General features: G+C 39.8%; 15 protein-coding genes. 8 read left to right on the top strand and 7 right to left on the bottom strand.

The genetic code is table 11. The features are described 5' to 3' along the window. The first annotated feature begins 10 nt into the window (after positions 1–10). Positions 11–2,647 (top strand): DNA gyrase/topoisomerase IV subunit A, encoded by a 2,637-nt coding sequence (locus tag LCM02_RS04305; protein ID WP_224927094.1) that lies wholly within the window; start codon positions 11–13, stop codon positions 2,645–2,647. Here the strand turns inward: LCM02_RS04305 and LCM02_RS04300 are convergent. Next, a complete protein-coding gene (locus tag LCM02_RS04300) occupies positions 2,644–3,222 on the bottom strand; it encodes a non-canonical purine NTP diphosphatase (protein ID WP_224927093.1) in 579 nt (192 codons plus the stop codon). The two genes, LCM02_RS04305 and LCM02_RS04300, sit on opposite strands and share 4 nt — an antisense overlap. Before the next feature lie 97 nt (positions 3,223–3,319). Here LCM02_RS04300 and LCM02_RS04295 point away from each other — a divergent pair, with 97 nt between their 5' ends. From LCM02_RS04295 to LCM02_RS04270, 6 genes are all read left to right on the top strand, one after another. Further along, complete coding sequence (locus tag LCM02_RS04295; protein ID WP_224927092.1) at positions 3,320–5,194, top strand: DUF3604 domain-containing protein; 1,875 nt, start codon at positions 3,320–3,322, stop codon at positions 5,192–5,194. 9 nt (positions 5,195–5,203) lie between these two features. Then, entirely contained in the window at positions 5,204–7,117 is a 1,914-nt protein-coding gene (locus tag LCM02_RS04290) for a DUF3604 domain-containing protein (RefSeq protein WP_224927091.1), read from the top strand. Between the two features lie 103 nt (positions 7,118–7,220). Next, positions 7,221–9,065, top strand: coding sequence for a DUF3604 domain-containing protein (locus tag LCM02_RS04285; protein WP_224927090.1), 1,845 nt, complete (start codon positions 7,221–7,223; stop codon positions 9,063–9,065). A 149-nt stretch (positions 9,066–9,214) separates the two neighbouring features. Beyond that, entirely contained in the window at positions 9,215–10,081 is an 867-nt protein-coding gene (locus tag LCM02_RS04280; protein ID WP_224927089.1) for a peptidyl-prolyl cis-trans isomerase, read from the top strand. Positions 10,082–10,096: 15 nt separating this feature from the next. Further along, positions 10,097–11,089 carry a HupE/UreJ family protein gene (locus LCM02_RS04275; RefSeq protein WP_224927088.1) on the top strand — a complete coding sequence of 331 codons (993 nt, stop codon included), beginning with the start codon at positions 10,097–10,099 and terminating at the stop codon, positions 11,087–11,089. 76 nt (positions 11,090–11,165) lie between these two features. Next, entirely contained in the window at positions 11,166–11,528 is a 363-nt protein-coding gene (locus LCM02_RS04270; RefSeq protein WP_224927087.1) for a hypothetical protein, read from the top strand. Between the two features lie 91 nt (positions 11,529–11,619). Here the strand turns inward: LCM02_RS04270 and LCM02_RS04265 are convergent, their stop codons facing one another. Both LCM02_RS04265 and rlmH read right to left on the bottom strand, forming a co-directional pair. Beyond that, positions 11,620–12,495, bottom strand: coding sequence for a DUF808 domain-containing protein (locus tag LCM02_RS04265; protein ID WP_224927086.1), 876 nt, complete (start codon positions 12,493–12,495; stop codon positions 11,620–11,622). A gap of 40 nt (positions 12,496–12,535) precedes the next feature. Next, positions 12,536–13,009 (bottom strand): 23S rRNA (pseudouridine(1915)-N(3))-methyltransferase RlmH, encoded by a 474-nt coding sequence (gene rlmH, locus LCM02_RS04260; RefSeq protein ID WP_224927085.1) that lies wholly within the window; start codon positions 13,007–13,009, stop codon positions 12,536–12,538. A 58-nt stretch (positions 13,010–13,067) separates the two neighbouring features. Here rlmH and nadC point away from each other — a divergent pair, with 58 nt between their 5' ends. Continuing rightward, positions 13,068–13,925 carry a carboxylating nicotinate-nucleotide diphosphorylase gene (gene nadC, locus LCM02_RS04255; RefSeq protein WP_224927084.1) on the top strand — a complete coding sequence of 286 codons (858 nt, stop codon included), beginning with the start codon at positions 13,068–13,070 and terminating at the stop codon, positions 13,923–13,925. A gap of 21 nt (positions 13,926–13,946) precedes the next feature. On the opposite strand, the gene LCM02_RS04250 is transcribed toward nadC, so the two are convergent. From LCM02_RS04250 to LCM02_RS04235, 4 genes are read right to left on the bottom strand one after another with little or no spacing between them, the layout of a single operon-like run. After that, positions 13,947–14,795: a sulfurtransferase gene (locus tag LCM02_RS04250; RefSeq protein WP_224927083.1), complete on the bottom strand. Its 849-nt coding sequence runs from the start codon at positions 14,793–14,795 to the stop codon at positions 13,947–13,949. A 15-nt stretch (positions 14,796–14,810) separates the two neighbouring features. Next, positions 14,811–15,458, bottom strand: coding sequence for a protein-L-isoaspartate(D-aspartate) O-methyltransferase (locus LCM02_RS04245; protein WP_262902485.1), 648 nt, complete (start codon positions 15,456–15,458; stop codon positions 14,811–14,813). 43 nt (positions 15,459–15,501) lie between these two features. After that, the gene (locus tag LCM02_RS04240) at positions 15,502–15,822 is read right to left on the bottom strand and encodes a CCC motif membrane protein (protein ID WP_224927082.1); all 321 of its coding nucleotides are present in this window, start codon (positions 15,820–15,822) and stop codon (positions 15,502–15,504) included. Between the two features lie 4 nt (positions 15,823–15,826). Next, a complete protein-coding gene (locus LCM02_RS04235; protein WP_224927081.1) occupies positions 15,827–16,111 on the bottom strand; it encodes a DUF2752 domain-containing protein in 285 nt (94 codons plus the stop codon). Positions 16,112–16,160: the final 49 nt, after the last annotated feature.

Below are 16,160 nucleotides of genomic sequence, written 5' to 3'. Positions count from 1 at the left end.
GAAAGATTAAATGGATACCCAAGAAGAATTTGAAGAAAATAAGGACCAGAATCAGGATACAATCACTAAGATTGGAGGAATGTATGAGGACTGGTTCTTGGACTATGCCTCTTATGTCATTTTAGAAAGAGCGGTACCCGGGATAAATGATGGCTTTAAACCGGTACAAAGGCGTATCATGCAGTCAATGAAAGACCTGGATGACGGACGTTATAATAAAGTGGCTAATCTGGTGGGTCACACGATGCAATACCACCCTCACGGGGACGCCAGTATTGCAGATGCCATGGTGCAACTGGGTCAAAAGGAGCTTTTGATTGACATGCAGGGAAACTGGGGAAATATTCTTACCGGGGACCGTGCGGCTGCATCAAGATATATTGAGGCCAGGCTTTCAAAATTTGCGCTGGCGGTAGTCTTCAATCCAAAAACCACAAAATGGCAGGCCTCTTATGACGGGAGAAAAAAAGAACCAATTGATTTACCCGTCAAGTTTCCCCTATTACTTGCACAAGGGGCCGAAGGGATCGCTGTTGGGCTGTCCACAAAAATTCTGCCACACAATTTTAATGAGTTGATACAGGCTTCGATTAAAATCCTCAAGGGACAGAGTTTTTCAATTTACCCTGACTTTCTGACGGGTGGTGTGGCTGATGTTACCAATTATAACGAAGGTAAAAGAGGTGGCAAAGTAAGGGTTAGAGCCAAAATTTCTCAAAAGGATAAAAGTTCGTTAGTCATAACCGAAATTCCTTATGGCACCACGACATCTTCACTGATCGATTCAATTTTAAAGGCTAATGACAAAGGCAAGATCAAGATCAAAAGAATCGAGGACAACACAGCCAAGGATGTTGAAATATTAATTTATCTTCCAGGCGGGGTCTCTCCGGACAAGACCATTGATGCCTTGTATGCCTTTACAAACTGTGAGGTTTCCATTTCTCCCCTTTGCTGCATCATTGATGATAACAAACCGATCTTTGTAAGTGTCAAAGAAGTTTTGAAAAGATCGACCAACCACACGGTTGATCTGTTAACCCAAGAGCTGGAAATTCTGTTGGCAGAACTGGAAGAGCAATGGCATTTTTCGTCACTTGAAAGGATTTTCATCGAAAACAGGATTTACAGGGACATTGAAGATGAAGAAACCTGGGAAGGAGTCATTTCAGCCATTGACAAAGGACTCAAACCTCATATTAAGCACCTTAAGAGGGCCGTGACCGAGGAGGATATCGTCAGGTTAACCGAAATAAAGATCAAAAAGATTTCAAAATTTGATATCGACAAGGCAAAACAATTCATCGAGAGCCTTGAAGAAAAGATTGCGGCGGTTAAAAATGACCTGGAGAATATTATTGACTATGCCATTGCCTATTTTAAGAATCTCAAGGAGAAATTTGGCAAAGGCCGAGAGCGAAAAACAGATATTCGAATTTTTGAAAATATTGTTGCAACCAAGGTGGTTTTAAGAAATTCCAAGCTTTATGTAAACCGCTCAGAAGGATTTATCGGCACCGCTCTAAGAAAGGATGAGTTTGTGGCGGATTGTGCCGATATCGACGATATCATTGTTTTCAGAAAAGACGGGAAAATGATGATCACTAAAGTCGATAGCAAAACCTTTGTGGGCAAAGATATTATACATGTTGCCGTCTTTAAGAAGAACGACAAAAGAACGATCTATAACATGATCTATAAAGATGGCAAATCTGGATATACTTATATGAAACGGTTTGCCGTCACATCGATCACTCGTGATAAGGAATACGACCTTACTACAGGGGCAAAAGGTTCAAAAGTATTGTACTTTACGGCTAATCCCAATGGGGAGGCGGAAATCGTGACTGTGAATTTAAGAGCCGTGGGATTGATCAAAAAGTTAAAATGGGATCAGGACCTTGCCGAATTGTCGATTAAAGGAAGGGGAAGTAAGGGAAACTTAGTAACCAAATATTCTGTACGAAAAATAGAACTCAAAGAAAAAGGTGTTTCTACCTTAAAACCAAGAAAAATCTGGTTCGATGAAACGGTACAGAGACTTAATGTTGACGAACGCGGTGACCTTATTGGAGAATTTACAGCAGATGACCGTTTACTGATCATCAATCAAAAAGGAGAGGCAAAAACAATTATTCCTAATTTGAATACCCATTTTGAAAGCGACATGATCGTCCTTGAAAAATGGAATCCCAACAAGCCAATTTCAGTAGTATATTTTGACGGGGAAAGACGACGGTATTATGTCAAGCGTTTCATGATTGAGCATCCGGATAAAGACGAAAAATTCATTTCCGATCATGAAGACTCTAAGTTAATGATCGTTGCCATGGACTTTAGGCCTGTGGCTGAGGTTGTCTACTCCAAAAGAAGCCTCGAAAACGAAACTTTAAATTTTGAAGCATTCATTGCAGTAAAAGGGATTAAAGCTCTTGGAAATCAACTTACTGCTGAAAAAATAAAAGATATTAATTTATTGGAACCATTACCTTATGAAGAACCTGTACTCGAAGAAGTTGAAGTGATTGATGAACAGGTCATAGAAGGTAATAATAATACGGATAAGCATCCTGAAAATGAGGAGGAAGCCTCCAAGAAAGATGAGAATAACGAAGAGGATGACTCAAATCAGATAACTCTTTTTTAAGCCTTGTTTCTTAAAAATTCCACCAGTTTTTGAACAGCTTTTCCTCTGTGGGAAATTCTTCCTTTAGTTGACAAATCCATTTCTGCAAAAGTCAGGTCATATCCAATCGGCCTAAAAATGGGGTCATAACCAAAACCTTGAGTTCCCTTTGGCGAAAGTTCTATTGCACCTTCACAAACACCTTCAAAATATTCCTGGTTCCCATCAATATTCAGGGAAATCACGGTTCTAAATCTGGCTTTTCTGTTGGATTCACCGTCCAAAGCATTCAATAATTTATTTACATTGTCTTTAAATGTGGCATTTTCTCCAGCATATCGTGCAGAATAAACTCCTGGCTCCCCTCCTAGTGCCTCCACCTCCAGCCCTGTATCGTCCGCAAAACAGTCATATCCGTATCCATCTTTTACATGGTCAGATTTTATTTTTGCATTTCCTTCCAGGGTTGTGGCCGTTTCCTCAATTTCTTCAATACAGCCAATTTCATTCAAGGTCATCACCTCAATACCTGATGGCAACAAGTCTTTGATCTCTTTTACCTTGTGTTTGTTATTGGTTGCAAAAACTATTTTCATCTCTATTGTTTGGTTTAAAAATAAGGAATACCATTTGAATGTGAATGAATATTGATTTTTTTATTAAATTTAAGGTACTTAACCCAAAGACTTTATTATGCGCTCTTTATCCCTCTTTTTATTGTTGCTTCTTGTTATTTATTCCTGTGAGACAGAAAAAAAGAAAGACATACCCACTGATGAAAATTTGCAAAAAGAAATTACTTCATCAGGTTCTGAATCCTATCCTACTCAAGTGTATTTTGGCGACACTCATCTTCATACGGATCTATCGATGGATGCCGGAGCTTTCGGGAACCGAATTGGTATGGATGAGGCATATCAGTTCGCCCGTGGAGACGAAGTAACTTCCTCAACGGGAATCAAAACCAAGTTGAACAAGCCTCTGGACTTTCTGGTTGTTGCAGATCACTCTGACGGAATGGGGTTTTTCCCGGACCTGATGGCCGGAAAGGAACATGTGATGCAATATGAAGAATCGGTTAAATGGAAAAAACTGATCGATGAAGGAAAAGGTGGAGAGGCAGCCATTGATATTATCAAAACCTTTTCTCAAGGAAATTTTCCATTTAAAACCAATGAAGTGAGTATGATGACCCCCGTGTGGAAAAATGTGGTTGATGCTGCTGAAAAATATAATGATCCCGGTAGATTTACGGCCTTTATCGGTTATGAGTGGACCTCCCTGATCAAAGGAAATAATCTGCATAGAGTAGTCATTTATCGTGATGACGGAGATGTGGCCATTAAGCAGTTGCCTTTTACCAATGAAGACAGTTCGGATCCGGAAAGGCTATGGGATAACCTTGAAAATTACGAAAAGAATACCGGAGGAAAAGTGCTTGCCATTCCGCATAATGGCAACCTGAGCAATGGAATGATGTTTGCCGAGACTACAGTTTCCGGAAAAGCGTATGATAAAAATTATGTGGATAGAAGAGCCCGGTGGGAGCCTCTTTATGAAGCTACTCAGATCAAAGGTGACGGAGAAGCTCATCCCTTCCTTTCGCCTAATGATGAATTTGCAGATTACGAAAACTGGGACAAAGGCAACCTGGATATGAGTGAGGCGAAAACCAATGACATGCTTCAGTATGAATATACGCGCTCTGCCTTAAAATTAGGCCTAAAATTCAAACATGAATTGGGGACAAACCCTTACAAATTTGGGCTAATCGGAAGTACGGATTCTCACACCTCACTGGCAACCGGTGATGAGGACAACTTCTTTGGAAAGGCCTCAAATGTAGAACCGGGAAAGGATCGCTGGAATCATCCTTTCATCGATTCTGACAAAGGTGTAGTCAATACCTGGGAAACAATTGCTTCAGGTTATGCAGCTGTCTGGGCACATGAAAATACCAGAGCGTCTTTATGGGATGCCATGATGCGAAAAGAAACCTATGCTACCACCGGGTCCCGTATGACGGTTCGCTTTTTTGGAGGATGGGATTTTACCGAGAATGATCTGGGCGATGCTATGGTACAAATGGGATATAAAAAAGGTGTACCTATGGGTGGTGACCTGGCAAAAGGTGAAGGAAAATCCCCTACTTTTATGGTTTATGCCTTAATGGATCCCGATCGCGGCAGCCTGGACAGAATTCAAATTGTCAAGGGTTGGTTAAATGAAGATGGCAGTCTAAGTGAAAAAGTTTTTGATGTGGTATGGAGCGGTGACAGAAAACCGGGAACAGATGGCAAGGTGCCTTCAGTAGGAAATACAGTCAATACGGAAGATGCAACCTGGGACAATTCAATTGGGGCCACTGAACTGAAAAAAGTATGGACTGACCCTGATTTTGATCCGGCGGCTGAAGCCTTTTATTATGTTAGAGTCCTTGAAATACCAACTCCAAGATGGACACTCTATGATAAAGTCAGGTATGGTGCAGAGCTTTCAGACGAAGTACCTCTTACTTCTACTGAGCGCGCCTATACTTCCCCAATTTGGTATTCTCCAACCTACTAAATCTGAATTATGAATAAGTATCAATTTTTAACAACAACTCTGTTATTTATACCATTTCTAGTCATGGGTCAGCAAGTGGGTGAAATGACAATGGATATGAAAGAAGGTGAAAAGATTCATCAAAAGAGAGGTTACTCACCCTATGCAGGACGCTATTTTCCCACACAGGTTTTTTGGGGTGACACGCACCTTCACACAAGTAATTCGTTAGATGCCAGAGCTTTTGGAACCGTATTGGGCCCAGAAGAAGCCTATCGTCTTGCCCGGGGAGAAGAAATAACAGCAACTCATGGCGAGAAAATAAAACTCTCGCGGCCACTTGACTGGCTGGTCGTAGCCGACCATTCAGACGGAATGGGAGCCATGAATGAAATTATCAAAGGAGATCCGAATTTAATGTCAGATGCCACAGTAAAAGACTGGCACGAAAGAATCAATCAAGGAGGTAAGGAAGCTTTAATGGCAACGATGGACGTAATTAACAGCTTTGCTCTTGGAAATATTCCCAAGGTACTGATCGATGAAGATTTCGCTCAAACAGTTTGGGACCGATATATTAAAACTGCAGAAAAATACAATGATCCGGGAAGATTTACAACGATCATCGGTTATGAGTGGACTTCTACCGAAAATGGCAATAACTTGCATCGAAATGTACTTTATCGTGACAATGGAGATCTGGCAAGGCAAATGCTTCCTTATACAACAACTGAGAGCTTTAACCCGGAAGACCTCTGGAAATGGATGGAACAGTATGAATTAAAAACCAAGGGAAATGTACTTGCCCTTGCTCACAACGGGAATTTGAGCAATGGAATCATGTTTCCGGTTGAGGTCAATCCGGCCACCGGAAAACCACTGGATGCAGACTACATGAAAGATCGTATTAAATGGGAACCACTTTATGAAATTACCCAGATCAAAGGAGATGGAGAGGCTCATCCGCTGCTTTCGCCTAATGACGAATTTGCCGATTACGAGAATTGGGAAAAGGGAAATCTCAATTTGAGTGTAGCAAAAACGGATGATATGCTTCAGTACGAATATGCAAGGGAAGCCCTTAAGAACGGATTAAAAATGGAAGCCAAATTTGGCACGAATCCTTATAAGTTTGGAGTTGTGGGATCAACAGATTCCCATACCAGTCTCGCTACAGCTGAAGAAGATAATTTTTTCGGTAAACATTCCGGTAATGAACCCAGTGCACATCGTGCTACTGGAATTGTAGGTGAATTCGAGGGAAATAAAATCTTCGACTGGGAGCTGGTTGCCTCAGGGTATGCCGGGGTATGGGCCACTGAGAACACAAGGGAGGCTATTTTTGATGCCATGGCAAGAAAAGAGGTATACGCAACAACAGGGCCAAGAATACTTGTCAGGTTTTTTGGTGGCTGGGACTTTGACAGCAGTGACGCCAAGAACAGACTTCCAGCGGAAACAGGTTACTCCAAAGGAGTTCCCATGGGAGGAGATTTATATAAAGCGCCTAAAGGAAAAGTACCAACCTTCCTCGTGGGGGCCTTAAAGGACCCCTATGGAGGAAATCTGGACAGAATTCAAATCATCAAAGGCTGGCTGGATAAATCCGGTAAAACACATGAAAAAGTTTACAATGTGGTTTGGAGCGACATGGATATGAGAAAAGCGGATAAGAACGGTAAAATCCCGGATGTGGGCAATACAGTTGACGTGGCTAATGCAACCTGGTCAAATACCATCGGAAGAGCAGAACTCATTTCAGTTTGGAAGGATCCTGACTTTGACCCCAAGCAAAGAGCGTTCTATTATGCACGAGTCATTGAAATCCCGACCCCGAGATGGACCGCTTACGACGCGAAGAGATTCGGGGTTGAAATGCCAAAGGAATCCCCGATGACAACAACGGAAAGAGCTTATACCTCACCCATTTGGTACACTCCTTAAATGAATATTTTATTATTTATGATAAAAAGGTCCTGATTTGATTAGGATCTTTTTTTTATCTTTAAACATCTCACGTTACTTAACAAATCTTAAAATAACAGTCATGAAAATTATCTTCCCCTTGATTTTCATCTTTTTTGTATTCTACAGTTGTGAAAAAAGAAATCAGGAAAAACAAATGAACGAGATTTCTGAAACGTCCAAAACCGAGGATCAAATTAAAATCAATCCATTAAAAGATGCTTATTTTGGCGAAACGCATGTACACACCAGTTCCTCAATGGATGCTTTTATTGGAGGAAACAGACTAACTCCTGAGGATGCATACCGATTTGCAAGAGGCGAAGAGGTTATGGCGAATGGTAGTCCACACCGACTTAAACGGCCTTTGGATTTCTGTGCAATTTCAGATCATGCTGAATATCTCGGAGAAACCTATACGTTAATGAATGAAGGCACTCCTGGTTATGATGACCCAGTTGCTCAGCAAATGCGTAATGCAGATAATTATGAAGATGCGATGGCGCTTTTTGTGAAATATGTGATTACTCCGGCAAGAACAGGCGGCTCCTCTCATCCTGACTTCTATCAGGGAGAAGCTTCAACGATCTCGGGCTGGCGTAAAAATTTTAACGCCACTGAAAAATACAACGAACCTGGAGTTTTTACAACACTTCATGCTTTTGAATGGACCTCGGCCCCAAATGCAGGTAACTTGCATCGAAACATCATATTTAGAGACACTATAGTCCCCAAGGTTCCATTCAGTGCAAATGACAGCAGAGATCCTCAAAAACTCTGGGTATGGATGCAGTTGCAAATGGATTCGGGAGCCTCATTGCTTGCCATACCACACAACTCTAATGGAAGCAAGGGGATGATGTTTCCAGAAGTTGATATTGAGGGAAATCCCATTGACCTCTCTTACGCCCAAACAAGACAAAAAATGGAACCCCTGATCGAAATGATGCAGATCAAGGGAAACTCTGAAGTTCATCCCCAATTTTGGCCCAATGATGAATTTGCTGATTTTGAAATGGCCTATTCCATACAAGACTATAGCGGCAGAAAATTTGAAAAGAAAAATTATGTACGTTATGGACTGGAAAGAGGCCTTAAATATGAAGAGGATCTTGGCGTAAATCCATTTAAATATGGATTCGTTGGAGGTACGGATAATCATAACGGCACCCCCGGTAATGTGGAGGAAGATAATTATGGTGTGGGAAGCCATGGCTATGCTGATCAAACCGCAGAGAACAGAACCAGACAGGTTATCGATGGCTGGGCAACAGCTTATGACATTAGTCCTGGTGCCCTCACGGGAGTTTGGGCTGATTCCAACACGCGTGGATCTATTTGGGATGGCCTGTACAGTAAAGAAACATTTGCTACCAGTGGGCCGAGAATAAAAGTACGTTTTTTTGGAGGTTACAACTTCAAATCATCCTATAACGATGATAGCTATGTTGAGGATGGATATGCAAAAGGAGTACCTATGGGGAGTAATTTGTCACCCTCAAAAGAAGACAGTCCACAATTTATCGTATGGGCCATGAAGGATCCATTGGGTCCTGGTCTTGATCGGATACAAATCATCAAAGGATGGTTGGATAATGGTGAGATGAGGGAAAAGGTTTTCAATGTCGCCGTTTCAGACAACAGAGAAATAAAACCCGATGGCTCAGTTGACCCTGTGGATGCCCCTGTTAATCTGGAAACAGGAGAATTTAATACTGAAAAAGGAAGCTCACAATTGATGACAGTTTGGACGGATCCGCAATTTAAAGCCTCTGAAAGAGCTTTTTACTATGTGAGAGTATTACAGCTACCTGCCGCCAGATGGACCCTTTATGACGAATTAAGGGAAGGTGTCTCGTATCCGGAATCAATCCCGAAATCTATTGTAGAAAGAGCATGGTCAAGTCCTATTTGGTATCAACCATAAAGTTTAAACATGTAGGGCAGAATATTTTTTACTAACATACTATTGTTATCTGTAAAAAATAGCAAAATCAATACCTTTCAAAACATTTGCGATTAGATTTTATGAAATGTCATTTAAATAGTATTTTTAAAGCTGATAAAATTGCCTAGATGAAAAAAATATTAAAAGAACCCCTGGCCCATTTTCTGTTATTTGGACTAGCCTTATTCGCTCTTTACGGACTGGTAAACAAAGAAGATGACAGCGCTGACACAATAGTGATTGATGATTTTGATATGAATAATATCATTGCAAGCTGGGAAATGCAATGGAAGAGACTACCCTCGGATGAGGAACTTAAAAGCTTGATTCAACAGAACATCAAACAGGAAATTTTCTATCAGGAGGCGCTTAAAATGAATCTGGACCATAATGATGAAATTATTAAACGAAGGTTAGCCCAAAAAATGCAGTTTTTATCGAATGATCTGGCAACCATATCTGAGCCTTCTGAAGAAGAATTAATGAATTTCTATAATGAAAATGTCAATAATTATTTAAGCCCTTATTCTTATTCTTTTTATCAGATCATTTTTAGTCCTGATCATCGAAGCGATCCGAAGAAAGACGCACAAAAGTTAATGGGCGCGATTCATAATACTGATCCAACCGCTATTTCTAATGAAGGGGACTCCATGCCTTTCCCCTACTTTTTTAAAGAGACTGATGCAATTGAGGTTCAGCGACGTCTTGGAAATGAATTCTCTGAAGAGCTTGAAGAATTACCTGTTGAACAATGGCTGGGCCCGATAAAATCCGGATTTGGTTATCATTTGGTTTATATCCTTGAAAGAACAGATCCGCAAAAACCGGAATTTGAATCAATTAGAAATGAATTGGTAAGAGATCTCGAATACCGCAATCAACAGAAACTTGATCAGCTTATTTTTGAAGAATTAAAGAAAAAATATAATATAGAATATGAACTCGATCCGGAAAAATTTGATGAGTCTTTTGTTGAGTATTTAAAAGAATAATAAATTTTAAAAGGTATGAAAAAGATCATTCTAATACTTACAGTTTCCATAGTTTCATTGAGTATGTCCTCAGTATATTGCCATGAGATCAGGCCCGCTTATTTACAGATTATTCAGGTTGCTGAAGATTCTTATGAAGTATTTTGGAAAGTTCCCAGCATGGGTGATGCGGTGCCCAAGATTCAGCCCGTTTTCCCTAGTTCTTTTTCCATTGAAAACTTAAAAGCTCCAAATCAAATTCCTGGTTCCGTTATTTATTATTATTTAATTCGTTCTGATGAATCATTACAAGGCAAAGAATTATACATTAAAGGTCTTGATAAAACCCTGATTGATGTTTTGGTAACGGTTACCTATCTCAATGGAGAAAAGGCAACCCTGCTGCTCCAGGCTGATAAGAACAGTAGTTTGATCCCGGGGCAAACCAGTGCTTATGATGTCATTAAAACGTATACGATTCTGGGGGTGGAACATATATTACTTGGCATTGATCATTTGCTGTTTGTTCTTGCTTTGATCATGATCACAAAAGGAAAATGGAAGATTCTAAAGACCATTACGGCTTTCACAATTGCTCACAGTATTACCCTGTCACTTGCGGCACTGGGCTATGTAAATTTTCCGGGTGCTCCGGTTGAAGCCGTTATTGCACTGAGTATTGTTTTTTTAGCTCTTGAAATATTAAAGAACATTAAAGGAGAACAAACCCTTACAAGCAGGAAACCCTGGATCGTTGCGTTTAGTTTTGGTTTGCTCCATGGTTTTGGCTTTGCCGGAGCGTTGGCGGATATAGGTCTTCCTCAACATGAGATTCCACTTGCACTTGCTTTTTTCAACATTGGGGTGGAACTGGGTCAGCTTATCTTTGTAGTAATTATCCTGGGGTTGATTAAACTATTATCTCTTTACAAAAACTGGCCGGTATACAGCAGAAAAATTCCTGCCTATGCCATAGGTTCCCTGGCTGCTTTTTGGATGATACAACGCGTCGTTGCTTTCTGGGATTAAACCTCTTTTCTTCTTGTTCAATAAATTATTGTTTACTAACTTTAATGGAATTAATGAAACTTCTTATTCGTTTGACATGAAGAGTTCCATCTATTATTCAGCAACACTTAGCATGGCATTTCTTTCGATACGTTTCGTTGGCCTCTTTATTGATTTGACCCATAAAGATCTCTTTTTGATTATAGGGTTAGGCATTTTACTTTTAGTGACATTGCCCCTCTATTTAACTGAAAGAAGAAGATATGACAAAAAGAAACAAATCATATTCAAAACTTTTAACAAAGGAGGAAAAATTGATAAAAACAATAAGAAAAAACCTCTACAGAATTCTGAATACCCTTCCTTTAGGAAACAAAAAAGTGGCTTAACCTGGACTGGTGGCAGCGTTCATGGCTCAAGTGCCAAAAGAGGTTCCAAAAGAGGATTTTTAAAACACTAAAGAAATCCTATTAAACTCTGAACAACTCCATTTTCAGAAAAGAAACCAGGATTAAGTTCATGATAGTCAATAAATCCGGCCGCAAATATCATTACCACCGCTTTATTAATTTCTTAAAACCCTCAACAAGAAAATAGGCAATAAAACCTACTACTAATCCCACCAAAAGTTCGGAAACAATCATAGGTAAGGCGTGAAGAAAATCATGAACCTCCTTGATGTTGTGCACAAACATTCCTCCTCCTACCAATAGCATGGCTATAGTGCCAATGACCGCCAGTAACTTGATTAGTTTAGGAAGTGAATACACCAATCCTTTTCCGATGATCACGAAGACGGATTTAACGAATTGGCTTTTCCCCCTGGCCATATGGATCAACTTCATTCCCGTATCATCCATACGCACCATTAAAGCTACAATACCGTAGACCCCGATTGTGGCTATAATCGCAACTATGGAAACGACAAGGATCTGCTCGAGTAGTGGCTGTTCCGTTACCGTTCCCAGGGCGATCATGATGATCTCCAAGGATAAAATAAAGTCTGTTATAATGGTATTCTTAATCTTTGCTTTTTCAACTTCAAGCAATTCCTCTTCTGTCTGAAACTGAACCTTTTCTTTTTTGTTGTGCTTTTTATCAAAGAACGTATGTACGATCTTTTCTACACCCTCAAAACTTAAATAGACCCCGCCGATTAGGAGGATGGGAACTATAAATTGAGGGGCATAAGCACTTAATAAGAACGCAAAGGGTAATATTATCAATTTATTGAGAAAGGAACCTTTGGTAATCTTCCAAAGTACCGGTAACTCCCTTGAAGCCCTGAAGCTGGATGCTTTTTCAGCCCCAACGGCCAAATCATCTCCCAAAACACCTGCAGTTTTCTTTGTGGCAAATTTTGCCATCAGAGCTACATCGTCCATCAATGTAGCTATATCATCTAAAATTGCAAAAAATCCTGTCACAAGGCTAAGACTTTAATCATTAATTATTTCATGGGTTCTGTCATTCGTGATGATACGGCTCATTTTTTAAAATACTAAAAGCTCTGTACAATTGTTCAACAGCAAATAATCGAATCATTTGATGCGAAAAGGTCATTTTTGACAAGGATATCTTGCCCGTCGATTTATTGTAAACTGCTTCTGAGAACCCATAAGGGCCTCCTATGACAAGAACAAATCTTTTTACTCCTGAATTCATTTTCTTTTGAAGGAATCGTGAAAATTCCACCGATCTGAACATCTCTCCTTTTTCGTCCAGAAGCCATAACTGATCTCCTGGAACAACCTTCTTGAGTATGAACTGGCCTTCTTTATCCTTCTGGTCCTTTTCGGACATATTTTTAATGTTCTTTACATCGGGTATTATTTCCAGATCAAAATTGATATAATGTCTCAATCTCTTTTCATACTTCTGAATTAAAACCTGAAGGTTTTTGTCATCTGTTTTCCCTATAACCAGTAATTTGATTTTCATTCAACCGATTGTTTTGGTAAATATAAAGACTTATTTTTGCATGGATAAATTGAAAACTATGATCAGTAAAGAACAGATGTCTATTGAACTTCAGGGGATTATCAAAAACGGAATTCGCGAGGATATCGGTGAAGGAGATCACAGTTCACTTGCCTGTATTCCAAAAGACGCCAAGGGCAAAGCGAAATTACTGGTAAAGGAAAAAGGAATCATTGCCGGGGTGGAATTTGCCAAGATGATTTTTAAGGAAGTTGATCCTGATTTAATTGTTGAAACCTTTATCGATGATGGAACTAGGGTCAATGAGGGAGATATTGTGTTTTTTGTGACGGGAAGTTCTCAATCGATTTTAAAGGCTGAAAGACTGGTGTTAAATGCCATGCAGCGAATGAGTGCGATTGCCACCAAAACCAAGAAATTTGTTGATCTCCTAAAAGGTACCCGAACCAAAATACTGGATACAAGAAAAACAACTCCTGGCATCAGAGCCATTGAAAAATGGGCAGTTAAAATTGGTGGGGGTGTGAATCATCGATTCGCATTGTATGACATGATCATGCTAAAAGACAATCACATTGATTTTGCCGGCGGAGTAGACAGGGCCATTAAAAAGACTAAAAATTACCTTAAGGAGAATAATCTGGATCTTAAGATTATAGTGGAAGCCAGGAGTTTAGAGGAAATCGAATCCATACTTGATCATGATGGCATTCATCGGATCCTCATTGATAATTTTAATTACGAGGACACAGAAAAGGCGGTCAAACTCATTGCCGGGCAATGTGAAACGGAATCTTCGGGTGGAATAACACTGCAAACGGCAAGAAAATATGCAGAATGTGGGGTAGATTATATTTCTTCAGGGGCACTGACGCATTCGGTAAGCAATATGGACCTTAGTTTAAAGGCCATCTAAAAGTTTTACCTTGTAAACTCATTATCCCTTTTCAACAGGTAAATGATTCATACTGCCCCACTCCGTCCATGAACCATCATAAACCGACAGATTCTTTAATCCGCTTAATTCGGCACCCAGGGCCAATACACAGGCAGTTATTCCCGAGCCACATGAAAAAATAAGGCCATTTTCTGTCAAGGGATACGCTGAAAATATCCTGTTTAACTCCTTTTCATCACGCATTTTACCCTCTTTTAAAAGCTGTGTATAAGGCAGGCTCTTAGAACCCGGGATATGGCCACTTTTCAATCCTTCTCTTGGTTCTTCTGCCAAACCCAGAAATCGTTCCTTCGCCCTGGCATCCAGTATCAACTTTTGATCATCCTTTAAATTTTTAAGTACTTCCGGGTGATCAATAATATAATCTTTATCAAACTTTCCGTCAAAATCTCCTGCTTTTGATCTATTCTTTCCCTTAAGTTCCGTAACTCCTCCTATAGATATCCAGGCAGGAAGGCCTCCATTTAAAACGGCAACATTATGGTGTCCCATGGCCCTGAACATCCACCATGCCCTTGCACTGGAATAGATACCGTGATCATCGTAAACAACGATAGCGGAATCCTTATTTATTCCCAGCCTTCTAGCCGCTGCAATGAACTCATTTTCACCTGGCCAGGTATTTGGATAGATGGCATTTACATCACTAAACTCTTTTTTAATGTCAAAAAACAGTGCTCCCTTAATCTGTTCTTTTGGAGATTCAACAGCTTTCCCTTTTACGGCCTTAGGTAAGGTAGCATCCAGAACAACAAGATTTGATGCCCCAAGATTCCGGAGTAACCAATCAGCTTCGACGACTGGAGTTTTGATATGAAATTCAGGCATGATCCAAAGGGTTTTTTAATTTTTTTCTTTCAACATAGGCACGAACCTAAAATCACCGTACTCCAGTTTTTCAAATTTCTTTTCACCGGTCCGTGTAAAAACAGTCATTACCTGAATATCATCTCCTACAGGAATAACCAGCTTTCCTCCTATTTTTAATTGTCCCAGCAATTCTTTTGGTACATAGGGTGCCCCTGCCGTTACAATTATGCCGTCAAATGGTGCATCTTCCGGAAGTCCTTTATAACCGTCACCAAAAACAATCTTCTTAGGTACATAACCCACTTTAGGGAGAAACTTTTTTACCTTGGTATAAAGTTCCTTTTGTCTTTCTATACTGTAAACCTGGGCTTTCAATTCTATCAGTACGGCAGTCTGATAACCTGAGCCGGTTCCAATTTCAAGTATTTTTTGACCTGGTTTGACTTCCAGTAATTCAGTTTGGAACGCCACTGTATAGGGTTGTGAAATCGTTTGGTCTGCTCCAATGGGAAAGGGTTTATCCTGATAAGCAAAATCCACAAACCCGGAATCCATAAACAGGTGCCTCGGTACTTTTGCAATAGCATCCAGTACCAGTTTATCTTTTATTCCTTTCCGCTTAATGGTTGAAACCAACTGATTTCTCAGACCTTTATGTCTGTTAGAATCATTTATTATCATGCCGTAAAATTAGACAAATAATTCTTGATTTTATACTTTAAAATCAATACTCGTCAATCATGTTATTATACTCTTCAAAGAGAATCTCGTAATCCCCTGAGCTAAAGGTATAAATGTGCCATATCATCAAAAGGATTCCAATAATAATACCTATTATGGATGTAGTTTTTCCTGTCTGCGCATTATTTATTCCGTCAAATGCATTTGGATCTTCCTCATGGATTTTTATTGCTTTATTGGCGTTGCTAAGGCCTATAATACCAAGAATGACCCCAATTAAACCCCAGCAACAGCATGCGGTAACAATCGAGCTGATTCCGAGAATCAAAGCACTTCTTGAATAAGGTAGTTTTTCTTTGTACATAATATCAAAATTTAAGAACGTAATTTAAAAGTATGATTGCTGTATTTAAAACAAAAAGCCATTTCAGAATCAAGTGTCCCTTTTGAAAATTTAACTTAAGATGCAGGCCCAGATAGATGAACATGATCAATAAGGTATAAATAGCGGGATACATCAGGAAAGCCTTCAAAAACTCTCCCTTTAGCAAAAAAATGAATGCACGCTGAAATCCGCATCCTGCGCATTCCACTCCAAATTCCTTCCATTGACAAGAAAGCATGTTTTCCTCGAGGAAAGTAATAAATCCCATGTAGCTAGTGTTTGAAAAGCAAATAAAAATACAATTTTTTAAGTATATA

It is taken from the genome of Lutimonas saemankumensis (genome assembly GCF_020171465.1).
GTDB lineage: Bacteria > Bacteroidota > Bacteroidia > Flavobacteriales > Flavobacteriaceae > Lutimonas > Lutimonas saemankumensis.
Note: the sequence above shows the minus strand (reverse complement) of the source record. Positions and strands in the feature narration are given on the sequence as shown.